The following is a 25,232-nucleotide window of genomic DNA, read 5'->3' as shown; positions in this document are numbered from 1 at the left end:
CGTGATTCTATAAAAATTATTTTTCTAAATAATCACTTAACTTTGCAATTTTATATTTTTCTCCATATACTCCATTTTCATTATTAGTTAAGAAAATATCTAAAGCTTCTGCAGTATAATAACTTTGATCATTCATATGCATTACAATAATATTCCCCCTGCCTTTAATCAAGCTTTCTTCTATGGAATCAACAATTTCTTGTGCAGATGTACTTTCATAATCATGAGTAGAAAGATTTCCACTAATAGAATATTTAAATCCACTTTCAAAAACTTCTTCCAATCCTGCTTTTTTCACATGTAGAGTTGGTGGTCTAAAATATGCTCTTAAAGAATTTAAATCACCTATAACATTAGCCATCACATCATAGGACTTACCTAATGAACCCTTCAATTCATCCTTACTAGCATCTAACGTTTCATGATTATAATTGTGACTTCCAATATCATGACCATAAATTGCAATAGTTCTAAGTAGATTTGGATTAACATTGGATACACCACTATTAATATCAGTGTATTTTGATATTACAAAGAAACTTCCCTTTACTTTATGCTTGTTAAATACATCTAATATTCCATTAACAACAGGATCTCCTCCCCAATCATCAAAGGTAAAGAAAACTACATTTTCTCCATTGGTATCAACTGTCCCTGTTTTATCCAGTACCTGCTGTTCTTCTTCACTTAAATCACTTAAATCTACATTTTTATTTCCAATGTAATTAGTCTTCATTACAGATAGCGCGTCTTCGTAAGTTCTTCTACTTAATAAATTACTACTATTTCTCTGCAGACTATATCTACCTAATTGAGTACCTGCTTCTATGGTACTTTGTATTTCACCTAAAGTTACAACGGAATAGTTAAGTGGCTTTTGAGCTAGATCGTAGGATTCTAATGACTTATTATACTTATTTACATATCCATTTTGTACATAATTTTTAGTAACTAATTCAATTATTTTTCCTACAGTGTTGCTATCTTTAAATAAATCTGTATCTAATCTAAAGTAAACAATCTCTCCTTTTCTTAATGACATATAGATATTTACATTGAAATAGTCAGATACAATTTCTTCTGCACTCATATTTTTATACTTATGATTAATAGGTGCTTTAGAATAGGTAATTAACTCATAGTTTTTATTATTTTCCATTCTATTAATTACAGATAAGGCCTCTTGAATCTCTCCATCTATATAGCCATAGCCTGGCATATATGTATTTGTATTTATTCCTTGCTTCCTTAACAATTGATCTACTTCATATATTTCTTTACATATTTCTTCCGTAGATTTATTTAATAGCTCTGAACTACTTGTTATGCCTCCATTGCCAATTTCGTGACCAGCATTTAGTATCTTAGCAATTCTATCTGGATATTTTTCTATTTCATCCTTTGTAGCAAAGAAGGTTCCTTTTGCATTTACTTTATCTAATGATAATAAAACTTCATTTAATACAGCTTCATTGCTTATACCTCTAAATGTATATGACAAGACCCTCTTTGTAGTATAAAATTCGGAAACTACAGGTTCCCTTTCACCATTATTTTTCTTTATTAATTCCTTAAAATTCACTAAATCTATAGGATTCTTCTCCTTATCGGCTCCCTGAGAACTATTATTTTGCTTCTTAGGATTCTCATCTATATAGATCTCTTCTTTATTTGATATATTATCAGGTGATAGTGTATCGTCTATAGAAGCCATACCTATTAATTCGCTTACTTGCACAACCGACTTCTTCTGTTCACCTATAGCCTTTAATAGCCATTCTACTGTTTTAACAACCGTTATATCTTCTTTTTCTTCATTAGTGACTTCCTCTATGCTTGCCTGCTTATCTATTGCAGGTTTTTCTTCTTTCTTTTCAATATCATATTCAAAATCATCAAGGACACCATTAACTTTAATAGAAATGATAGTTCCTTTACCTAACTTATTTACATACCCCTGAACCTGTTCATATTCCTTAAAGCTTTGATAACTAAGATAGTGGTCACTATGCACCACATACTTATTTCCTGAAGCATAAGCTGCAGCTAGAACTTCATTGGTATAAGTAGTAGACTTACACTTTAATAAAGTTGATTTCTCCTTAATTATAGTTTCTAATATTTTATTAGCACGACAAAAATCAGTAACTAAATCCTTCTGAGATAGCTTTTCCATATATTTAGTATCTGAAAGAGTTTCACTTCCTATTTCATGACCAGCTTTTTTAATATTTTGTATTGTAGTAGGATCTTCCCCTGCTTTAACACCAGGAATAAAAAAAGTTGTCTTTATTCGATATTCATCCAATAAATCCATTATTTTCTTCATAGTGGCAGCATCGGTCATCCCCTCAAATGATAAAGCGACTATATTAGATGAAGGTTTCACATTGGTTATAATCTCTGCTTTTTTATTACTACTTAATAACTTTAATGCATCTTTTATTTCTTTCGATGCATCATATTTATTTTTTTCATTTATGGTAATATCTTTTGTATCATTATTCTTTATATAATTTTTATATGTGAAAATGCCTATACTCATAACAACTATTATAGCCGCAGTAATACTAATCCATTTTTTCTTCATAATTTATTTCTCCATTTATTTTGTATTTTCCTTATTTTTGTTTTAAATTTGTTTTATTTATATTTTATCTTGAAATCAATTTATTTTAACAAAAATTATATTTATATGTAAATATATATATTATTATTTAAATTATACCTATAGCATTATAATGTTACAAGTGTAACAATATATATTACATTTCTGAATGCATCCATTCTCTAATAACCTCATCTAATTGTTTTAAATCTATCTCAATGAAATTCTTCATTAATTATTGCCTCCTTTATTAAAATATTAATTAGCTACTTGACTTATACCAAGCTGTCTTTAGGAACTCTATCCTAAATATGTCATGTTATAAATATATATGATTTATAGAAATTATTGTATTTTTAGTAGCACTATGGTATATTATGTATAAAGCTTAATAGTAAATTTTAGGCGAAGGGAGTGAATTGTTTTTATGCAAAAGTTCTATGAGGTGATTTTGAAATAATTGCATATAGGTTCAAGTGGATTTTTTAAGGGTACATAAAAATACTCTTTATTTGTTATCCCTTTGAACAACTTTAATTTAACCTTTCAGCCTTAATAGTTAGTATTAAAATTCACGGTACAGGTTAGCGTGTATTTTTTATGCTCAAATATTATGTATGCCACAGTAGGTTAATCTTGCTGTGGCATTTTTATATACTTTTTTATGTAAGTCTTTGTTTTAATATAGTATTGATAATGAACTACTATTTAAAACAAAGCTTTATGTAAATATCTTTTATGCTAATTTATTTAAAACTTCATAGTAACTTTATTTGAAACTCACATTAAGCTTGAAATTTTAGTAGGTTTAAGACCTACAACAGAAAAGGAGACTTTATGAGTTTAGAAAAGTTAGGATGGAATGAATATTTCGAAGAGAATTTTAAGCCATATTTAGAGAAAGGGTTCTGTGCTGCAAGAGTTACAACTCAGCATAAAGGGAACTATGTGGTATGCTCTGAAAGTGGACGTTTCAATGGTAAATTGAGCGGTAAGTTTATGTATAATGCAGATGTAAAAAAAGATTACCCTGCTGTTGGTGATTGGGTTGCGATTAAAATAATTGATGGTACTGAAGCCATTATATATGCTGTATTACCAAGAAAAAGTTATTTTGCTCGTAAACTTACTATATCTGGTGGAAGAAAAATGAAAAATGGTGTACTGGTTGGAGGAAATATAGAAGAACAAATTATAGGTTCAAATATAGATACTGCATTTATTGTAAGTGGTCTAGATGATAATTTTAATATAGGACGAATTGAAAGATATATTACCTTAGTTCACAGTAGTAGAGCAACACCTGTTATACTCTTAAATAAATGTGACCTTTGTAATAACATAGATGATTATATAGAGAAAATAGATAATATTGCTAAGGGCATAGCTGTTTATTCCATAAGTGTATTAAATGATATCAATATGAATATCTTTGATAAATTTTTGTGTCGTAAGGAAACCATAGTATTTCTTGGTTCTTCTGGAGTAGGTAAGTCTACAATTATTAATTATATTTTTGGTGATGAAATACAAAAAACAAATACTATAAGCAGTTCTAATGGGAAAGGTCGACATACTACCACCACTTCTCAGCTTTTACAGCATAGTTCAGGGTGTACAGTTATAGATACTCCTGGTGTTAGAGAACTGCAGTTATGGGCTGATGAAGATATACTTTCAGAAAGCTTTCAAGATATCCACTCTTTGATAGATCAATGTAGATATAGAGATTGTAAACATGATAAAGAAGGTGGATGTGCAATTAAAGCTGCTATTGAAGATGGAAGATTAAGTATTGAAAGATTCAATAGCTACAAAAGCCAATTGAAAGAATTAAAAACTCTAAAGGATAATAGAAAAAGCTATGATAATAGCAGGCTTAACAGATTGAATAAAAGAAATGCGAAAAGAGGTTATGTTGAATGTTAAAATTAAAATATTTGTTTAATAATAAGGATTTAGCTCATATGATACTCAGTAATTGGGAAAATGATAATGAAGATGCTGATTTATTAAATTCCTATAGGATTTCCTCCAATGCAATTTACTTGTGTCAAAATAAAGGGGATACCTTTTTTCTTAGATTTGCCCCTGCCGTAGAAAAATCTATGGAAAGCATTCTTGCCGAGCTCCACTTTTTAAGATTTTTAAGAGACAATGGCTACCCTGCCGTAGAAACTATACCATCTAAAGCTGGTAATGAGGTTGAAGTGGCAAATACACCTTGGGGAACTTATTACGCTGTTGCCTTTAAGAGAGTGCCTGGTAAACAAATATCTAATATGAATATTACTCATGAACACATCTTTGGTTATGGTAAAGCCTTAGGAAAATTGCATAAGCTAAGTAGTGAGTATACACCATTAAATAATAAACGAAAAGACTGGAAAGAAACAATGGACTGGATGGAAGATGTATTATCAAATTTTCCAGAGGAAAGCGCTGCTAAAAACGAGCTATCTATACTTAAAGAGTATTTTACAAAACTACCTGCTACAAAGGAGAACTTTGGACTTATCCATTATGACTTTGAAACTGACAACCTATTTTATGATGAAATTACAAATACCTATAATCCTATAGACTTTGATGATTCTATGTATCATTGGTATGCAATAGACATGGGTCAAGCACTAGACAGCATAAAAGAGGATCTTCCAGAAGAACAAGTAGAATCTTTCGTAAATGAATTTATTAAGGGCTATCACTCAGAGTATGATATTTCTGATGACATGCTTAAATTATTACCTATTTTCAGAAGATATGCTAATTTATATGGATATGTACGTATGCTTCTCTCTGTAGAAGAAAAATGGGAAAATGAACCTGAGTGGATGGTGAATTTAAGGAACAGGTTAGAGAACTTTTTGGAAAGTGATAAAAGTGAGTTTGGAAAGATAATTTAATTTATTAGAAAAAGAGTGTAAATAGATTATTTAATTAATCTATTTACACTCTCTTTTTTAAGATTATATGAATAATGGGAAGTTATTTTTTTGAAACTCTGATTTGTTTATGATATGGTTCTCCGTAACTATTATAACGTAGACTTTTGAAATTTAAACAATTTTATTTACATATCATATTTATGAGTGATTTAATTATTACACTTACTTAAGAATAGTGTTGATTTTACAAGATTATCATTTCTCATAGATATACCACTCGCAAATCTCATCTCCAAAGAGGTGAGATTTTCTAACTTCACATGCAAGGTTTTCATTGAAACCTTTCACAAGGTAAGGATCTACGCTGCAATGAAGTTTGCACATTACTTCTTCTAAACCTTCTTCTCTAGATATCCTGCTCATTGGACATCCATTTACCTGTCTAAATAACAATCCCTTTTCGTTACTTTCTTCCTTTACCAAGTTTCTTTCCCCAAACAATGGAATAATATCTTTTAAGGTATTTTGTCCACATTTTTTTGCAAAGTTATTTCCTTCTTTAACTACGTCATCAATCTCAGTTTGATGAATAATGCTAAGTACTTCATCACCAAATCTATCCTTCATTGCGTTTACTACATCAAATGTATGACGCAAATACCATTTAAGAAGTTCCCTATAATTTACTTCCATGTCTTTAACTACTTCAAAAACATCTTCCCCATATCTCTCTCTTAAAGAAGTAATAATTCTCTCTAATCTATTCATCTGGAACTCATGAAGTTCATAAGCAAAATCCAGATTTACTAGTATTTCCTTTGTTGAAAGTTTAATATTATCCATACATAGCCCCCCTTAAATTATTCTTTATTGTTATAATTCCAAAGTACATTTACTATCATCCATTTACCATCAATTTTAGCCATATGCAGATAATCAACTCCACATGCTTTTAAGCCATTTATAATATCAATAGGCTCTGTTGAACCATCTGTACCCATTTTGTTTATCGCTTCTTCTATGCTAATATTGCCTAACATTGAAATACAAGCTTGCCCTCATATTAAATCTGTTGATTGTGAAATATATTTAATCATAAAATAGCTCGCTCTTTAAACTTAATGAATTAAATGGTATATAATTTTTAAATATAAGTCTCCTTTTAACTTTTTTATTAACATATGCATATATTATTCTAACATTATATACCATAGTCAAACTAAGTATAAGACTGGTAAAAATACCAATTTTATGGTATAATGTATGTAGGAAGCAAAAGAAAAAAGCACTCAAGTTGTGCTTTTTCTAATAATTAATTCAATATCCCTAGAGGAAAATATTTGTTCCAATAATTCTTAATGTAACCATCACTAAGCATTTCTTATTTATTAGGCTAATGTAAGGTTAAATATTGGCAGATCGCCTTATAAGTTTAATTTTTACTTTTGACTTCTATTTTTCCCATTGCTTCTTTTAATGCATGCCAAGATAAAACTGCACATTTTACTCTCGCAGGCATGTTTGAAATATTCTTAAAAGCCATAGCATCTTCTAATGCATATAATTCTTCATCATCTTTTATTTCTCTTTTAATCATTCCAATAAAAGTTTCAGTTAGATTTAAGGCTTCTTTTATAGTTTTTCCTTTAATTAAATCTATCATTATTGACGTAGATGCCTGTGATATAGCGCAACCTTGTCCTGTAAAAGCTAAATCTTCAATAACATCATTGTTTACTTTGAGCTCTAAGGTTATTTCATCTCCACAACTTGGATTATGCCCTTTTTCTTTAATATCTGGACTTTCCAATGTTCTTTTATTGTGCTTTGATGTACTATGCTCCATAATTAATTCTGTATATATTGAATTTAAATCCATGCTAATCACCTCCACTTTAAAAACATTTCATATGTTTTTTTTATTGCATCAATTAATTTATCTACATCTTCTTTAGTATTATATAAATAGAAACTAGCACGGCAGGTTGCATTAATCCCCATATATCTCATTAGAGGCTGTGCACAGTGATTACCTGATCTTATAGCTACTCCAAAGGTATCAAAAACTGTGGCAACATCATGAGGATGAACCCCTTCTATATCAAAAGAAATCACTCCACCTCTATGTTCTATATCCTTAGGTCCGTATATCTTTACGTAAGGCAATTCCTTTAACTTATCTACAGCATATGCCAAAAGTTCTTTTTCTATTTTATCGATGTTATCTAGGCCTATTTTCTCTAAATAATCAATAGCTGATCCAAGTCCTACAGCTCCTTCTACGTTTTGAGTTCCACCTTCAAATTTAGATGGTAATTCTGCAAAGGTTGCACTTTGTTCATAAACATATTCAATCATATCTCCTCCTACTATATATGGAGGCATGCTTTCTAATAATTCTTTCTTACCATATACTACTCCTATTCCCATTGGACCTAAAAGTTTATGTCCAGAAAAAACTAAGAAATCTGCATCTAAATCTCTTACACTTACCCTCATATGAGGTACACTTTGACAGCCATCTACAATAACTTTTGCACCTTTAGAATGAGCATAATTTATAATTTCTTTTACTGGATTTATTGTACCAAGTGCATTTGAAACATGAGTTATGCTGACTAATTTAGTTTTTTCAGTTATTTTGCTTTTGATTTCTTCAGGTGGAATTTCACCATTTTCATTTACATACATATATTTTAAAATAGCTTTTCTTACTCTTGCTACAATTTGCCACGGAATGAGATTTGAATGATGTTCTGCAATTGAAATGACAATCTCATCACCTTCATTTATATTTTCCATGCCATATGATGTTGCAAGAAGATTTAAACCTTCTGTTGCATTTTTTGTAAAAATAATTTCCTTTGAAAATTCTGCATCTATAAAGTTTCTTACCTTTTCTCTTGCATCATCATATGCTTGTGTTGCATCTATGCTGAGTTTATATGCCCCTCTATGAGGATTAGCATTATTAACTCTATAATAATTTTCAATGTCTTTCAAAACTTGAACTGGCTTTTGGGTTGTTGCTGCACTATCTAAATAAACTAATCTTTTCCCATCTTCATCAGCTTTTAAAACAGAAAAATCTTCTGAGAAATTTACCTTATTCATTTTTTAATCTCCTGTTTACCAGCTCTAATATTTCTTCTATAATTTCTGTATTATTAATACCGTCTATAATTGGATTAAATGCAGCTCTTACAATTATAATTTTTGCTTCATCATAACTTAGCCCTCTGGACATTAAATAAAACAATTTATTTTCATCTATTCTTCCTGAAGAAGCTGAATGTTCTCCTGAAACATCATCTTCGCCACATAATAGTATTGGCATTGCTTTTGCTCTAGCATCCTTCGAAAGCAGCATACAATATTCATCTTCTACTCCAACACTTTTTGCTGCACCTTTTTTAAAATCTATTGTTCCTTTAAAGGTTTTTCTAGCTTCATCCTGAAGCGCTCCCTTAACATTTATGTTTGATTTGCTGCCTTTACCTTTATGTGTACTAATATAATTAATATCTATAAGCTTATTTTTGTTACCTAAATACATAGAATTTATATCAGAAGAAGATTTTTCTCCTATTAAATCTCCATGATAATTATAAATACTATATTTTCCACCAAGATCTACAGATATGAAATTAACTTTTCCTCCATCTTCAATATCTGAAACATTAGAATCAAAGTGTATTATATTATCATTTAATAAATTTATCTTTACAAGTTTAATTTCACTGTTTTTCTTTGAATATATAGTGCAAATACCATTGTGATATCCCTTTGAATCATCTAAAGCTTTATATTTTACTATAATAGTTGCTTTTGAGTTTTCTTCACCAACTATTATTAAATTATCAATTAAAGTTCTATTATCTTTATCAAAATCAAATTCTATAATTATCGGCTTGTCTTCATCTACATATTTTCCTATAGTTATCAAATATCCTTCATTGAAATTTTCCTTACCTTGACTAACTAAATCTTCACTAACTCCATATATAAATTTCTTATGAAAAGGTAATATTTTATCATTTTCAAGCTTTCGAATATCAATTCCATCAACATCACTGGTAATTTTAATATTACTAAATTCTTTAATTTCTTCAATGTCTAAGTTCCCAAGACTTATATCATTAATATTAAGCCAATTTTTTGTTCTTACTGGAGTTTTATTTAAGTTATTAAATTGTATAGAATTCATTAATTTCACCTACCCTATGCTTCCTTCTAGCTCCAAGTTTATTAGATTATTCATTTCTACTGCATATTCCAATGGTAACTCCTTTGATATTGGTTCTACAAAGCCTCTTACTATCATTGATTTTGCTTCTTCCTCACTTATACCTCTAGTCATTAGATAAAAAATAGACTCATCGCTTATCTTACCAATTTTAGCTTCATGTCCAATTTCAACATCATCATTTAATAAATCTATAACTGGGATAGTATCAGATCTTGAATCATTATCTAACATTAATGATTCACATGAAACCATAGACTTTGAATTGTAGGCATTATCATTTACTTTTAATACGCCTCTGTAAGTAGCCGTTCCTCCATTTTTAGAAATAGACTTTGAGTTTATTGTAGATGAAGTATTAGGTGCAGCATGTATTACCTTTGCCCCTGTATCTAGATTTTGTCCTTTTCCTGCAAAAGATACTCCTGTAAATTCAGCTCTGGCACCTTCTCCTTTTAATATACTCATTGGATATAACATTGATATTTGTGATCCAAAAGAACCTGATACCCATTCAATAGTTCCATTTTTTTCAACTATTGCTCTCTTAGTATTTAAATTCAACATATTTTTTGACCAATTTTCTATAGTGCTGTATCTAAGGGTTGCTCCTTCCTTAACATAAAGTTCAACACAGCCTGCATGTAAATTTGTTACGCTGTATTTAGGTGCTGAACAGCCTTCAATAAAATGAAGCCTTGCTCCTTCATCTACTATTATTAATGTATGTTCAAATTGTCCTGCACCAGGAGAATTTAATCTGAAATATGATTGAAGTGGTATATCTACATTAACGCCTTTAGGCACATACACAAATGATCCTCCTGACCAAACTGCTCCATGAAGTGCCACGAATTTATGATCATTTGGTGTAACACATTTCATGAAATATTCTTTAACTAGATCTTCATGTTCTCTAAGTGCAGTTTCCATATCTGTATAAATAACGCCTTGTTTTACTAAATCTTCTTTTATACTATGGTAAACTACTTCTGAATCATATTGGGCTCCAACTCCTGCAAGTGATTTTTTTTCTGCTTCTGGAATTCCTAAAAGATCAAAAGTTTTCTTTATATCCTCAGGAACTTCATTCCAAGAACCTACTAAGTTACTTTTCGGTCGTACATATGTTACAATGTTATCCATGTCAAGACCTTCTAAAGATGGCCCCCATGTTGGCATTTTTAACTTATTATATATTTCTAAAGATTTTAATCTAAAATCTCTCATCCATTTAACTTCTTTTTTCTCTTCTGAAATAGTTTCTATTATTTCTTTTGTCAATCCCTTTTCAGATTTAAAGCTAAAACTATCTTCATTTTTAACATCATATATCCCTCTGTCCATTTCATCTATATAAGTTTTCTTCTTATTTTCCATTTAAGTTCACCGCCTTTATATAGCCAGATTTTCTTTAAAAGATTCATATCCTTTTTCTTCAATTTCCTTAGCTAAACTTCCATCTCCAGTTTTAACTATTCTTCCATCAACTAAGACATGGACATAATCTGGCTTTAAAATTTCTAATATCTTGGTATTATGAGTTATAATCAATACACCATTGTTTTCATTAGAAAACATTTTTATTCCTTTTGATACGATTCTTATAGCATCAACATCTAATCCCGAATCAGATTCATCTAATATAGCTAACTTTGGATTTAATGTGAGCATTTGCAATATTTCATTTTTCTTTTTTTCTCCACCTGAGAATCCTACGTTTAAATATCTACTTGCATAGCTCTCATCCATTTTTAGTTCTTTCATATTTTTCTTTAAGTCTATATCAAACTTAAAATGTTTTAATATGGTTCCATCACTTGCTCTCTTTGCATACTTTAAAAAGTTTTCTACAGTTATCCCTGGAATTTCTTCTGGATATTGGAATGATAGAAACAATCCTTTTTTAGCTCTTTCATCAGTTTTAAAATCGTTAATATTTTCTCCTTCAAATTCTATATCCCCATGAAGTCTTTTGTATCTCGGGTTATTCATTAAAGCATTTGCAAGAGTAGACTTTCCTGCCCCATTAGGTCCCATTATTACATGAACTTCACCTTTATTAATTTCAAGATTTAATCCCTTTAATATTTCTTTATCATCTGCTTCTATGCTTAAATCACAAACTTTTAATAAAATACTATTCATCGCTATTCTCCTATCTATAAATATTTAATATGCTATGTTTTATTTTTTGATAAAAATATTAGCGCACATACCATAAACTTATTTTCAACATTAATTATAATTTTCTTTATATGTATAATCTTTAAAGTGTATTCTAAATACACTTTAATGTTATCACACGTTTTTTTAATGTGCAATATAAATACACATTTTATTTTCAATAATTTTCTTTTTTGGTATAATAGATTATAATAAAACTTTAGAAAGGATGTGGAGATGTGAATTTATCTAAGTTTTCAGATTATGCTTTTAGAATTTTAATTTATTTGGCCGAAAATCAGTATAAATTATGTACAGTTGAAGAATTAGCATGTAATCTTGAAATATCAGAACACCACTTAAAAAAAATTGTTCATAGATTAGGTAAAACAGAATATGTCATATCCACCAAAGGAAGGAATGGAGGACTTAAACTCGGAATGGATCCAAAAGATATTAATCTTGGTAAAATTTTAGTTATTACTGAAGATAGTTTAAATATATCGGAATGTTTTTCTAGTGCAAAGCACTCGTGCACATACAATTCAAAATGCAAACTAAAATCTATTTTAGGAACTGCTATAAATTCTTTCATTAATGAAGTCAGCCAATACTCCTTACAAGATATTCTGTAATATTTTAAAATAGCTATTGGTTGTATTATGCTTAATTACCTAAGTTTTGTACAAACAAAACTTAGGTAATTAGTAGCAAGTTTAAGAAGCCCTTATTAGTCCATCTCTATTATCAATAGATCACTTCACTAGTTTCCACTCCTCTTTCATCAAAACATGTTATATATAAGCTCCATAAATACAATCCCATGGTATATAAAAAAGCTAGGCATAATACCTAGCTTTAATAAAGCAGCTCAATTATAGTTTTCTATTCCATTGTACTCCCTATACAAAACAGCCATAAGTTTAATTACTATTTAAACCTCTATAAATAAATTCTCAATATTAATCATCTTTAACTGCTCTAGTACAGCTAAAGAAACATTGTCCATATTATCCACCTTGTGAACTTTTATATACAAAATGTACTTATTACATATATTCTGTATCAATTTAATGAAAGCCTTTATAATTCTTACTGGTGGTACCACCACACTTCTATCATAATCAATATTACTGTATGCCGCAATATAGGGCATTATGTACGCAAGATCTGCTATCTCATTTTTGCTAAGAATATCTTCGCCCTCAAATAAACCACTTTTAATAATTTCATCTATGGTGCCCGCAATCCAAAAATATTCAATAGCTTTAATACCTGAAGTGTCGATTTTAATAGTCTTCATATCTCCAGTTATGTTACTGTATAATCTTGTTTTCTCACTATCCAATTTTTCAGTTTCTAAAGTACTATTACTTTTTATTTCATTGTACTTGTTTTGCAGCAATTCTGAAGGTTGTATTCCTAAACTGCAAATTAATTTATTGCAAAAGCTCTTATAAAATTTTATTGCACCGCCTCTGTTCTCGCAACATATATATAGGGACATCACTTTCATGGCCAAATTTTCATCATAAGGCTCAATATTTAGAATCTCATTTATGACCTCCAAGCAGGCGTCATAATTTTCCTCTTCTTCATATAGTTCAGCCAATTTTCTAAAAACCTTAATTTTACGATTTTCAAAATTGTTTCTTTCAAAAATAATCATCTCGTTGAACTCATCACAGTTATTAAAATAATGACCTTCAAAAAAGTCTCCTGCAAAAATGATTTTAAGTTCTAGCAACTCTTCTATTCGGTAACTTTTATTTGGGTCAAAATTAATAGCATTCAAAATATCGCATCTAAAGTTATATTCAAAGTTGATACCACAATAATCCTTATTAATTCTTAGAAACTGCTCCCCCTTTAAATCAGGTGGGATGATTTTTTTTAAAAGCCATAGATTATATCTTAAATTATATTTGGCTGCTTCCTCATTACTATCAGGCCAAAGATATGTAATCACCTTTTCTCTGCTGATATCCCTGTTCTGCTGTAGCATAAGTAAAGCCACCAATGCGGCAGTCTTAATCCCTACCTTTTCAGTAATGTCATGACCTTCATATTCAAATTTCAATTTACCTAAAAAACAAATATTCAACATTTTCTTCACCCATGCCCACATTTAATAGTAATCAATAAATTACAACACATTATACAATAACTCGCCGGATTTTATGGTGACCAAAACATTTAGTTTGTGTATATCCTCTGATGGTACCGATAAAATATCTCTATCCAAGATAATAATATCCGCCACCTTTCCTACTTCCAATGTTCCCTTTTTATTTTCCTCAAATATAGCATATGCACCATTGCAGGTAAACATCTTTATTGCCTCATAAACATCTACTTTATGCTCTTTAACCGGATGATTAACAGCAGAATGAATTCCAAGGATAGGTCTTGGCTCCGTAACATCGCTGTCAGAGCCTCCACATATAACTACACCACTGTCTGTAATTTCTCTTAGTGGATTAGTACGTATATGTTTATCACCCAGTCTTTGCTCATACATTTTCCCCTTACCACCCCAATAGGTTTCATAGGATGGCTGCATTGAAAAAATTATTCCCATTTTATCTGCTCTGAGCATCTGCTCCTTGCTGACCAATTCCACATGTTCTAGTCTATGCCTAAGTCCTGTAATGCCTGTATGCTGCAATGCATACTCATGTGCAGTGAGAGCAGCTTCAACCGCTCTATCTCCTAGGGTAAAAAGTGATAATTGCAATCTATTTTTATAACAGTTCAATACAAATTCATTTATATCCTCCTGATCCATACAAAGAATTCCATTGGTTCTAGGTGCATCGGCATAGTCAAAAGATAATGCTGCTGTTCTTTCACCTAGGGTTCCGTCAAGATAAAGCACTCCACCTATTCGTTTAAGTCCCATGTCCATAATCTTGTCTATATCCATGGTTGGATAGAAGAGTTCCATATCAATAGGAAATTCTTTGCCATATTTATAAATGAATTCTGCATCATGGTCAATGTCCATTCCGCCACACATTCTCCCACCTTCCATAGCATTCACCGTTGTAATCCCATTGGAAAGCAATTTATTAATAATATTTAAAACCACATCTTTTCTATACTGATCATTGACATCCTTCAAGATATTGGAGAACAAAATAGCATTTGCCTGTTTTTTAAAAATACCATTAGGCATTTGTTTTTCATCAATCTCAAGTCCTGCTGTTGTAAAGGGAATTTTAAAATATAGCATGGCGTAAGTATTAAGTATACTCACCTGATAATCAGCAGAGTGAAGGGAAACTGGAGCATTACTACAATACTTATCTAGTATAGTTCTATTTGGAAATTCCTTTTCCTTAAGCTTCTCCACCTCTAGGTGAATTCCACGGATAGGCTTTCCCGGAGCTTTCATTGCCGCTTCTTTAATCATTTCTCCTATATCATTAAAATCTCTTGCTTTGCTCAAATCAAGGCTTGCTACATTTAATGCTGTCAGTACCACATGAAAATGGCTGTCAATAAATCCTGGAAGCACTGTATTTCCCTTTGCGTCTATTACTACGGTATTATCATTAACAAATTCCTTATACTCAGAGTGTTTCCCCGTAGCAATTATCTTTCCATCCTCAACAGCAATCCAATCTAAAATCTCATTATTTCTCATTACCATACATTTTCCGTTTTTAATTAATATATCTGCACACATATATTTACTCCTCAGATAGTCTATTTATATCTCTTATGTTTACTGCCTTATGACAATGTCAATTAATATATGAATCTCATTATAACATTAAAATGACCCAACTGAAGTTACTTAATGGGCCATTTCTTTGTTAATTATTTTTTATAGCTTTACTTTAAACGATTATTGATTTTAGAACTATATATTATTACGAAGCAACCATTTGCAGGAAGATTAGATTTACTTAGGCCATATGAAAGTGAAAAGCGTTAAGAAATACAACTTGTTCGAGAGAAACGAGTTGTTGTATTTTAGCTTTTTGCTTGAATAGGGCCTTAGTAAATCAAGGTTTCGAAACGGTTTGTGAGTAATAATATATAGTTCGTTATCAACATTATATTAAAGCAAAGTCTTTTTTATAAACAACCTTCCCGCCTACCATGGTTAATACAGGTGATATATTTCGTATTTCCATAGGATCAATAGTAAATATGTCCTTATCTAGAATAACCATATCAGCATAATAGCCTTCTTTTATTCTACCTTTCTTATTTTCCATAAATTCCACATATGCACTTCCCATGGTATAGGAATCTATTGCAGTATATACATCAACACATTCCTGAGGATAAAAGCCTCCTTCTGGAAATCCTTTTGAATCCTTACGTGTAACCGCACTATAAATATTAGGAAATGGATTTAATGATTCTACAGGACAGTCTGTTCCATAGGAAACATGCCCACCTAGATCTTGTAAGGTCTTAAAGGCGTAGGATGTAGATGAAATTTCTTTCCCACATCTGTCTTCAACCACATGCATATCATAATCTAGAAAAATTGGCTGATACATAGCTGGAATTTCTAATCGTGCAATTCTTTCTAACATGGCCTTGTCTGTAATCTGGCAGTGTACTAAGGCATGTCTCAAAGCATTTTTACCATTAATAAATGCCTTTTCATAACAATTAATGGTCTGCTCAATGGCTGCATCTCCAATAACATGAGTTACCACCTGCATTCCTGCCTTAAGTGCTAGCTCACAGTATTTTTCCATTTCATCATTACTAATCCATTCAATGCCGTAATTGCCCTTTTCATCAAAATATTCATGCCTCATCATAGCAGTTCTTCCACCTAAGCTACCATCCTTAAAGAGCTTTAAAGGACCCAGTGTGAGCCATGAATCCTCAGGATATTTGCCCCTGGCAAATTCACCATCTTCTATATAATGTTTAAAATCCTCTAAGCTATTAAAGCATACCTGATGTCTATATCGAATTAATCCTCTTCCACCATCAAAAACTCTATGGAACATTTTAAAATAAGTAGGTACATCAAGTACAGCAGTTCCTATATCATTACTCTGTACACTTGTAATTCCATGAGCCACTGCATATTCCATACTTTTTACAATCATTTCTTCTCTTTCCTCTACTGTAAATTCAGGAATTACTTTCTTTACATAATTGCAGGCATTTTCAGTGAAAACTCCATTAGGATATCCATCTTTTCCTATTTCAAAGGTTCCCCCTTCCCACTGAGGAGAGTTGCCATCAATTCCAAGGATTTCAATTGTTTTAGTGTTAGTAGAAAGAATATGTCCGCACACACGTTCCAAAATAATAGGTATGTCTGTAGATATTTTATCTAAATCAAATCTATTAGGATTTCGTTTTTCATCTATAAATAAATCTTGATTCCACCCAATTGTATGAATACCATCTTTAACTTTTTTAGGATATTCCACCATGAATTTTTTACAACGGATTATCAAATCATCAATTGATGTACAATTATCTATTGATACCTGTGTTATGGAATCTCCAAACATAAGCAAATGCATGTGAGAATCATTAAGTCCTGGAATTACAGTTTTTCCATTACAATCAATTTTCTCACAGTCCTGTCCTGCAATAGATAATATATCTTTATCGATACCAACTTTTGTAATTATCCCATCTTCTACAAGCACAGCCTCCGCAAAATGCTCTCTTTCCAAATAAACTTTTCCATTATATAATATGGTTTTCATTTTAACCTCCATTCCGTCACTACAAATGACCACAAAAATAGTTATATGTTCTCTTGCTTAAGCTTCTTATCAAAATACATATAGAAAAATATACCTATAATAGGAACTACAAATCCTATAATTGCACTAGCTGGATCATCAAAGAAGGTATTGATTACTAGTCCTAAGAAAATTACCGCAGTTATAATTACAGAAACTGGGTAAAGCCATACCTTATATGGTCTTTCGATTTCTGGGAATTTCTTACGACAAATTGGTACTGCTAATACAGTAAGAAGATTAAATATCATACCTGTAAATACTACAAGGGTAGTCAATTGATCTAAATTACGCATCATTACCAGTATTATAGAGATGATTCCCTGTACTATTATAGCTGTTGTAGGAACCTTATACTTTGAATGTAGTTTTCTATAGCTTTTAAAGAAATGCCCTTCCTCTGCCATTGCGTAGTACATACGAGGCTGAGCCATAATAAGTCCATTTAATGAACCAAACATAGCAAGAACCATTCCTATGGTTACAATAATAGCACCAGCACTTCCAAGTAATTTCTGTGCAACAGCTGTTCCTAAGTAGAAGTTTCCATCCGTAATCATTGTTTGAATTTCTTCATGGGTAAGTACTTTAAAAATTGAAAAGTTAAATAATGTATAAAGTATAGTAATACCGCCAATACCTACTATCAAAGCCAAAGGTAAATTTTTTCTAGGATTCTTTACCTCTTCTGCAACAGTATTTAAGTTTGTCCATCCTTCATAGGCCCACAAGGAAGCAACTACTGCAAAAGCAATCATGGTAAAGATGTTTCCACCGCCTGTTGAAGCCGCTTCTGTAGCTGATGCAAGTGATAAATCTGGAGTTATCTTTCCAAAGAATAATGCCGCAAACATGATGATTCCAATTGGGATTAGCTTTGCAACCATGGAAACATTCTGCAGAATAGATGCTAACTTAACACCAAAACAATTATAAGTAGTTAAACCGATGATTAGAACTATGGCAAAAACCTTTATTCCCATATCATTTATATCTATGAAGAATCTTAAAGCTGTAGGTAATGCTATTGCAATTGCTGCAACAGAACCTGGTCCACCAATGAGCCAATCTGTAAAGCCTGCAAGGAAACCTACAGAAGGATGATAAGCTTCATTTAAGTAAAGTGCTCTTCCACCGGCTCTAGGCATTGCAGCACCAAGTTCTGCATAGCAAAGACCTCCCATTAAAGATATCAAGCCTCCGATAATCCAACAGATAAGTGAAAGTCCTAAATTCATACCAGTTCTTTCAATTACATATGAACCTAGATAGAAAATACCTGAGCCAACCATAATACCCCCAATTATGCTGACTCCACCAAATACTCCAATTTCTCTTTTAAACTCCGTTTTTTCTGACGTAAGTTGCTCTAGCCTGTTCTGACCACTCATAAAAAGCCTCCCCCTTTAAATAATTAATAATTTTATCTATCTTCTTTTATATTACACAATATAGGTTGTCCAATTCGTGTAATTAGAGTTTATTTCAAATTATTGTTTTCTTTTTAAAGGTATTGGTAAACCATCTCTTAAACATTGAAATAATATAAGAATTTTCAATATTGAACTTAAATCAATATAGTAGGAAGAAATTAAGGTTATGTAACATATCTGAACTCCATTTGGTTATATTCTATAATTAAATATATGTACAGTTGTATATTATAATGCACTTTAAACGAACCAAAATAGGAGCATATAACTTAAAATATGTAATATATTGTGATTTAGTAGTGAACTGGTATATAATTCAAATATATACTTGTTATGTCTTGCGTCACAAGATAAGAATACAATGAATAAATCCAACTTTTTAGGGGGTTCTTACAATGAAAAAACGGGTAGTAAGTTCTATAATTGGGTTGCCAATTTTAATAGCAATCATTATGAGCAAAAACACTGCTATAATTAGTTGTGCAGTCTTCATACTTATGGTAATAGGTTTGATTGAATTCTATAAATCATTTGAAGGATTTGATATGAAATTTGGGGCAATTGGAATAGTATTTTCTATTATATATCTTGTATCAATTATCTCAGATTTAAATTCAAGATTAGGGCCTTATATATTTTTCTTCTTATTATTTCTAATATTTTATTCCATTATTTTTTATAAAAAGGATAATATTAAAAATGCAACTATAACTTTTATAAGTTTTTTCTATGTTTCCTACATGCTTTCCTTTATATTACTAATTGTTAATTTTAATTCTTATGGAAGTATTCTCGTAGGATTGGTATTTGTAATTGCTTGGAGCGCAGATACCTTTGCATGTTTAGTTGGGAGGCGGTTTGGAAAGCACCAATTAGCACCTATAGTAAGTCCCAAAAAGTCTGTTGAGGGCTTTGTATCAGGAATAGTTGGTTCAAGCATGTTTTCATATTTATATGGATTAGTAGTACTAAGCTTCACTAATGTAAATATTAATAACTTTATAATTATTTGTGTTATAGCAGGTGCTATTGGTTCAATAGTATCTCAATTTGGCGATTTAACAGCCTCTCTAATAAAGCGCTTTAACAATATAAAAGATTTTGGGAAACTCATTCCTGGACATGGTGGAGTTTTAGATAGATTTGATAGCATTATTTTAACAGCGCCTTTTATTTATTATATATTGATACTTACAATACAATAATAAGTTTTTTGAATAATATTCTTATTTAAGTAATCTTCAAGTTTCTGCGAAAACTGAAGGATAGTTGTTTTTTTATATGTGGCTTCAGCCTCCAAATAAAATGCATCTACATTGTTTATATTCTAATTATGAGTGAGGTAGTGAGATGAAAGTTATTCCCAATTGCATATCCTTTTGTAGAATATTCCTTTCTCTAATTTTATTTTTTGTTAAACCATTGAGTATGCTCTTTTACATAATCTATATCTCTTGCGGTTTAAGCGATATTATTGATGGCTTTATTGCTAGAAAGACAGGAGCAACAAGCAGCTTTGGAGCAAAGCTTGACACCATTGCAGATATGATAATGGTAGGTGTATTATTCATTGTACTTTATCCTATAGTTAATCTTACACCACATATTGTCCTCTGTATTATTCTTATTGGTATAGTTAGGTTTGTTTCAATAGTTGTAGCTCTGATAAAATACAAAACCTTTGCAATGCTTCACACTTACGGGAATAAATTTACCGGTATAACTCTATTCTTATTTCCAATACTTCTTCTCCACATAAATGTTGCTGCTCTAATGTACATGATTTGTATCGTGGCAAGCTTATCTTCAATTGAGGAATTAGCTATTCATCTGACGTCACGGGAACTGCAAGTAAATAAGCAAAGCATATTCGTAAAATGAGCATAATGTAGATAATATGCTTCTTCAAAGCGCCTCTTCATAGGGCTTTTTCCATATAATAAATTTTAAGAAAATGGTGTTCCAAATATAAAATAAAGTATTTTTAAAAAATAGTTAGACTATTGGGCTGTGTTTACTACGATGGGGAAATTCCCTGGTGTTCCAATTGTACCCTAATCCACTAAAAGCCCATAAAATACGGGAATATTCCCTATCGCTCCATATCACAGCCTTTTGTGAGAGGTCTAAGAGAAACATTGTTTAACCTCTACATGGGAAGATTGTTTATATCAATAACTTCCCTTTTGAAATTTCATCAATGCTTATGCTTGGATTAGTATATCTTCCTTTCTTTTCAGTTTCTTTTCCATATTGGATTGCTTTTGATGGACAATAATGGATACATGCCGAACATTGGGTACAACGCGCCCCCCATTGTGGTCTCTCATGAACTTTAATATTATTGCAATTACAAACTTTTTCACAAGTACCACAACCGGTACAAGTATCATCTACATGAAACTTTGCTGTATCAATGGCTTTTTTGACAAACATAGGGTTCAAAATTCCAGTTAAGAGCCATGGCAGAGGGCCTTTTTCTATCCTAAATTCTCCCTTTATTTTTCGTTCAACAGCATGAATAATATATTCCAAGGTTTCTTCCGCTTTAGCAAGTTTTTTCTGCTCCACTTCTTTTGAATCTACGTCTCCCATTATAATGTAGTTATTTGGCATTTTGACGGAAAATCCGCTACTCAAAACTATGCTTTTTTTCTTCAAACAGTCTTCTATCACTTTCATGGTATTTCCAATGTTACCTCCACAAGTTACAACAGAAAACACATAGTTTCTCCTATAATTGTTCAGGTTAAGTTTCTCAATAAATTCAAGCACAATTTTAGGTGGACCCCATGCATAAACAGGATGTACAAATCCAATGATTTCATTGTCCCTTAGACTGTATTCAATGAATTTATCCCCGTTGTTTTCAGCGACAGATATTGAAATCAAGTCTTCACCAATACTATGAGCAATATTTTTAGCAGCATAAAGCGAGTTCCCTGTTCCAGAAAAATAAAAAATCATATCATCACCCTTTCGATTACGCTTGGAAAAACACGCACAATCCTCATGTTATTTTTTTTGTGCCTTGTCAAGCGCATTTTCTACTGCTTTGAGACAGGCTTTAGAGGTAAGAGTCGCACCGCTTATGGTATCTACCTGCAAGGACTGTGATTGGATTACCCTGCCAAACAATTCATCCGTGAATTCAGGCGTACGCTTCTCCGTATGCTCTAATAGCTTGATGTCTATAACTTGGTTTGAAGATACGTTTATCTGAACTTTATTAGCCCTCCATTTGTACATACCGCCTTCGTATTCCCCAATATAAGTGCCATCATTTAACTGTTTGAAATCCACAGTGCTAATAGGAAGATTTTTGGCTTCACGCCGTTCCCCCTCAGTAAAGAATAATGCACCTCCTAACCCCACTGCAACAAGAGTTACAAGTACTATAATTGTTATTAGCATTTTACTTTTCCCCTTTCTCTTCATTCTGATTTTCTCCTTTCAAATCCAAGATTTTTGCTTTTATATACTCATTGGCCTGAAAGCAATCTTTCAGACCTTGGGTAACGTAAACTATCAAGTCGTCATCCACAAGAATAGCTTCGGCTTCAGGAAAATTTTTTAGAATCCCAACTCCTTTTTTCATCCCAGCTACAAACAATATGGTAGACAATGCATCGGCAACTGTGGCGCTATCTGCAACAATGGTTACACTTACCAATCCTGATTCAGACGGATATCCTGTGGTCGGATCTAAAATATGATGGTGTCTTTTACCTTTGCTATCAACAAAGTATCGCTGATAGTCCCCTGATGTAACCACTGCTTTATCACCTACCGATACAGCTCCAATTAAGCGGTTTTCCTGCCGGGGATGCCGGATGCCTACACACCACGGAGAGCCGTCAGGCTTTGTCCCCAAAGCAGCCACATTCCCGCCAATATTCGTAAAAGCTGATGTAACGCCGTATTTTCTGAATATCTCTAAAAACTTATCGCTGGCAAATCCTTTTCCTATACTCCCCAAATCAATGGATTGTTCCAATTTTTGAAGTCCTGCGGTCTTTTCGCAGGGATTCAATATCAAATCAGCATAGTTCACCAAAGGAACAACCTGTCTTATCCTTGCTTCATCCGGGATTTCGGATGCATGCTTATAATCCCATAGGCTTACCAATGGGCCAATGGTGACGTCGAATAAGCCTTGACAGCAACTTGAGAATTGGGCAGCAAGCGATAGCAGCTCATATGTGTCAGCGCTAAGTCTTTCGCACTTAATGCCGGCGGATTCGTTAATCCTGCTTATCTCACTTTCAGCTGCAAATCGGCTCAATATTTTTTCCAACCGTACGGCTTCACCGTTGACAGCCCTTAGTGCTTTTTTAGCATGTTTGCCGAAAGCTCTATGTGTTATTTCAGTTCCCATTCCAAAGTTCATGGACTGAGCAACCACGTCTTCGCTCATTGCTAATCCCTCCTTTCACTCACCTATCCGGTGAGCCTATGCTTGTCAAGATTAATGTGAATTATTATCTATATGCAAGCACATGAATGAATATTTTATAATTCATTCATTATTGAAGAAAAAAAGACTGCCTCTGTGAATTCTATTCCGGGCAGTCCATCAACCCCTTCATTATAAACTCTTCCAAGTAATCCAAAAGTTGCGGGAAGTAGTGAATCCCAATTTCTTCTTTGTGCGTATCAATATTGATAAGTGCCGTAAAAAACGCCATAATAAGTCCACAATCAATATCGTTCCTCATTTTCCCTTCGACCTGCCATTTTTTCACTAGTTCCGCGAAGCTATCATATAAGAAATCAACGGCATGGATTCCGTTTTCCTCACGATAAAGCTGCTCTATTTTTCCAAAAACATCTCTGTTATACCATTCTTTCAGTATAGGATTGGCGTACATGCCTTGTATATTCAACGCAAATAGTTGCTTTATCAACTTTAATGGCTCTTCGTCAAGATCAAGGGATTCCATAATATTTCTTTTAAGCTTTGCGTTTTCTTCTAAAAAAATCTCCAAAAAAAGCTTCTCTTTTGAGGGATAATAGTTGTAAAACGTGCCTACGCCTATACCGGCCATTTTTGTAATGTTAGACACATTGGTATCTTTAAATCCTTTGGTGCTGAACAACTCTTTCCCACAAGTAAAAATCTCAGTTTTTTTATCTTCCACTTTATTAGCCTCCGTTACATTTCGTAGAGGTATTAACCTCAAATAGTATGAATGAATAATTTAATATTCATTCATACTATAGCATGGATATTTTTTCCTGTCAATATCAAATATTTATAAATGGAGCCATTCTACAAAAATATTTTAGCCTCTTTTCATCAAACTCCTCTATGCCATAAGCTTTTTAAAAAGCTTGTCTCTCATCTTCATCTAAGAAATAATCATTGAAAATAGCTAAATCATAATATGGATCTCCCATATCACAAAAAGCCCAATCTATTATTGAAGAAATCTGATGGTTATGCCATAGAATATTCTTTGGTCTATAATCTCCGTGAATTAAGCACACTTTACCTTTATGTGGTTTATTCTCCTTCAACCATTCCAATACTGCTTTTGGCTCTTCCTTATGTCCCTCAAAAACAAAGTCTTCAAGGTCTATAGTATTATTTTTATAGTGTTGCTCTGCAAAATATATTTGTGCATCAATAAATCTTTCATAGGAAACCCAATCTTTGTACTGGTTATGAATTTCTGATAATGCCTTCCCCATCTCTATTAACATTGGAAGCCTTTGATGTTTATCTTTATTATTTTGAAATAAAATATTAAGAGGAGTTCCTTCACTATATTCCCTTAGAAGATAATATAAGCATTGCTGCTGGAAAAAGTTATATACTGAGGGAACAGGAATCTTAGTATCCTTTAAAGCCCTCATAGCTAAAAATTCAGCGTATAATTCCTTTCCTCTATACACTCCTTTAGCAGTTTTCAAAAGAAATTTTCCCTTATCTCCCTCAATTACTGTGACAAGGCTACACATCCCCTGTTGAGGAAAAGAAACCTCATTAATGGTACCAGAATAATCTAATATTTTACTTGGAAAACTTATATTATCTGCTGGTTTAATATTCTTTAATTCATTTCTTTGTATAAAGGTTGAAATATTTTCTTCTCTTGATATAATCCTATATTTTTCCATAGAACTTTTCCCCCTAGCTTTTCATAG

At 31.9% G+C, this 25,232-nt stretch carries 22 protein-coding genes; 5 read left to right on the top strand and 17 right to left on the bottom strand.

The window, feature by feature from the left end; all coding sequences use genetic code 11:
* Positions 1–16: 16 nt before the first annotated feature.
* Complete coding sequence (locus tag ACI48Q_RS08185; RefSeq protein WP_474918594.1) at positions 17–2,590, bottom strand: polysaccharide deacetylase family protein; 2,574 nt, start codon at positions 2,588–2,590, stop codon at positions 17–19.
* A gap of 855 nt (positions 2,591–3,445) precedes the next feature.
* Between ACI48Q_RS08185 and rsgA the strand changes: the two genes are divergently transcribed.
* Entirely contained in the window at positions 3,446–4,537 is a 1,092-nt protein-coding gene (rsgA, locus tag ACI48Q_RS08180) for a ribosome small subunit-dependent GTPase A (protein ID WP_474918593.1), read from the top strand.
* Positions 4,531–5,514 (top strand): phosphotransferase enzyme family protein, encoded by a 984-nt coding sequence (locus ACI48Q_RS08175; RefSeq protein ID WP_474918592.1) that lies wholly within the window; start codon positions 4,531–4,533, stop codon positions 5,512–5,514. The genes rsgA and ACI48Q_RS08175 overlap by 7 nt, the downstream gene beginning before the upstream one ends.
* Positions 5,515–5,751: 237 nt before the next feature.
* On the opposite strand, the gene ACI48Q_RS08170 is transcribed toward ACI48Q_RS08175, so the two are convergent.
* The 7 genes from ACI48Q_RS08170 to sufC form a co-directional block, all read right to left on the bottom strand.
* Entirely contained in the window at positions 5,752–6,339 is a 588-nt protein-coding gene (locus ACI48Q_RS08170; protein WP_474918591.1) for an L-2-amino-thiazoline-4-carboxylic acid hydrolase, read from the bottom strand.
* A gap of 17 nt (positions 6,340–6,356) precedes the next feature.
* A complete protein-coding gene (locus ACI48Q_RS08165) occupies positions 6,357–6,536 on the bottom strand; it encodes a hypothetical protein (RefSeq protein ID WP_474918590.1) in 180 nt (59 codons plus the stop codon).
* A gap of 392 nt (positions 6,537–6,928) precedes the next feature.
* Entirely contained in the window at positions 6,929–7,375 is a 447-nt protein-coding gene (sufU, locus tag ACI48Q_RS08160) for a Fe-S cluster assembly sulfur transfer protein SufU (RefSeq protein WP_474918589.1), read from the bottom strand.
* A 5-nt stretch (positions 7,376–7,380) separates the two neighbouring features.
* A complete protein-coding gene (locus ACI48Q_RS08155) occupies positions 7,381–8,610 on the bottom strand; it encodes a cysteine desulfurase (RefSeq protein ID WP_474918588.1) in 1,230 nt (409 codons plus the stop codon).
* Complete coding sequence (sufD, locus tag ACI48Q_RS08150) at positions 8,603–9,703, bottom strand: Fe-S cluster assembly protein SufD (RefSeq protein ID WP_474918587.1); 1,101 nt, start codon at positions 9,701–9,703, stop codon at positions 8,603–8,605. The genes ACI48Q_RS08155 and sufD overlap by 8 nt, the downstream gene beginning before the upstream one ends.
* Positions 9,704–9,712: 9 nt before the next feature.
* On the bottom strand, positions 9,713–11,122 hold the full coding sequence (gene sufB / locus ACI48Q_RS08145) for a Fe-S cluster assembly protein SufB (protein ID WP_474918586.1): 1,410 nt from the start codon (positions 11,120–11,122) through the stop codon (positions 9,713–9,715).
* A 15-nt stretch (positions 11,123–11,137) separates the two neighbouring features.
* Positions 11,138–11,890: a Fe-S cluster assembly ATPase SufC gene (sufC, locus tag ACI48Q_RS08140; protein WP_474918585.1), complete on the bottom strand. Its 753-nt coding sequence runs from the start codon at positions 11,888–11,890 to the stop codon at positions 11,138–11,140.
* 257 nt (positions 11,891–12,147) lie between these two features.
* Here sufC and ACI48Q_RS08135 point away from each other — a divergent pair, with 257 nt between their 5' ends.
* Positions 12,148–12,543, top strand: coding sequence for an RrF2 family transcriptional regulator (locus ACI48Q_RS08135; protein WP_474918584.1), 396 nt, complete (start codon positions 12,148–12,150; stop codon positions 12,541–12,543).
* A 299-nt stretch (positions 12,544–12,842) separates the two neighbouring features.
* Here ACI48Q_RS08135 and ACI48Q_RS08130 read toward each other — a convergent pair whose 3' ends face one another.
* From ACI48Q_RS08130 to ACI48Q_RS08115, 4 genes are all read right to left on the bottom strand, one after another.
* Entirely contained in the window at positions 12,843–14,015 is a 1,173-nt protein-coding gene (locus tag ACI48Q_RS08130; RefSeq protein WP_474918583.1) for an AfsR/SARP family transcriptional regulator, read from the bottom strand.
* A 39-nt stretch (positions 14,016–14,054) separates the two neighbouring features.
* Complete coding sequence (locus tag ACI48Q_RS08125; RefSeq protein ID WP_474918582.1) at positions 14,055–15,599, bottom strand: amidohydrolase; 1,545 nt, start codon at positions 15,597–15,599, stop codon at positions 14,055–14,057.
* A 373-nt stretch (positions 15,600–15,972) separates the two neighbouring features.
* Positions 15,973–17,610, bottom strand: coding sequence for an amidohydrolase (locus ACI48Q_RS08120; protein ID WP_474918581.1), 1,638 nt, complete (start codon positions 17,608–17,610; stop codon positions 15,973–15,975).
* A gap of 41 nt (positions 17,611–17,651) precedes the next feature.
* Positions 17,652–19,040 (bottom strand): APC family permease, encoded by a 1,389-nt coding sequence (locus ACI48Q_RS08115; RefSeq protein WP_474918580.1) that lies wholly within the window; start codon positions 19,038–19,040, stop codon positions 17,652–17,654.
* A 437-nt stretch (positions 19,041–19,477) separates the two neighbouring features.
* Between ACI48Q_RS08115 and ACI48Q_RS08110 the strand changes: the two genes are divergently transcribed.
* Positions 19,478–20,287, top strand: coding sequence for a phosphatidate cytidylyltransferase (locus ACI48Q_RS08110; RefSeq protein WP_474918579.1), 810 nt, complete (start codon positions 19,478–19,480; stop codon positions 20,285–20,287).
* A 145-nt stretch (positions 20,288–20,432) separates the two neighbouring features.
* On the top strand, positions 20,433–20,963 hold the full coding sequence (locus ACI48Q_RS08105; RefSeq protein WP_474918578.1) for a CDP-alcohol phosphatidyltransferase family protein: 531 nt from the start codon (positions 20,433–20,435) through the stop codon (positions 20,961–20,963).
* Between the two features lie 285 nt (positions 20,964–21,248).
* Here ACI48Q_RS08105 and ACI48Q_RS08100 read toward each other — a convergent pair whose 3' ends face one another.
* The 5 genes from ACI48Q_RS08100 to ACI48Q_RS08080 all read right to left on the bottom strand — a co-directional run bounded on the left by ACI48Q_RS08100 (position 21,249) and on the right by ACI48Q_RS08080 (position 25,205).
* A complete protein-coding gene (locus ACI48Q_RS08100) occupies positions 21,249–22,049 on the bottom strand; it encodes an EFR1 family ferrodoxin (RefSeq protein WP_474918577.1) in 801 nt (266 codons plus the stop codon).
* Positions 22,050–22,097: 48 nt separating this feature from the next.
* Entirely contained in the window at positions 22,098–22,520 is a 423-nt protein-coding gene (locus ACI48Q_RS08095) for an FMN-binding protein (RefSeq protein WP_474918576.1), read from the bottom strand.
* On the bottom strand, positions 22,498–23,499 hold the full coding sequence (locus ACI48Q_RS08090; protein WP_474918575.1) for an FAD:protein FMN transferase: 1,002 nt from the start codon (positions 23,497–23,499) through the stop codon (positions 22,498–22,500). The genes ACI48Q_RS08095 and ACI48Q_RS08090 overlap by 23 nt, the downstream gene beginning before the upstream one ends.
* Before the next feature lie 142 nt (positions 23,500–23,641).
* Entirely contained in the window at positions 23,642–24,223 is a 582-nt protein-coding gene (locus ACI48Q_RS08085; protein ID WP_474918574.1) for a TetR/AcrR family transcriptional regulator, read from the bottom strand.
* Positions 24,224–24,407: 184 nt separating this feature from the next.
* Positions 24,408–25,205: an aminoglycoside phosphotransferase family protein gene (locus ACI48Q_RS08080; RefSeq protein WP_474918573.1), complete on the bottom strand. Its 798-nt coding sequence runs from the start codon at positions 25,203–25,205 to the stop codon at positions 24,408–24,410.
* Positions 25,206–25,232: the final 27 nt, after the last annotated feature.

This window comes from Clostridium sp. LXY-7 (assembly GCF_056172015.1).
The sequence above is the reverse complement of the archived record's forward strand: the minus strand, read 5'-3'. Positions and strand labels throughout refer to the sequence as shown.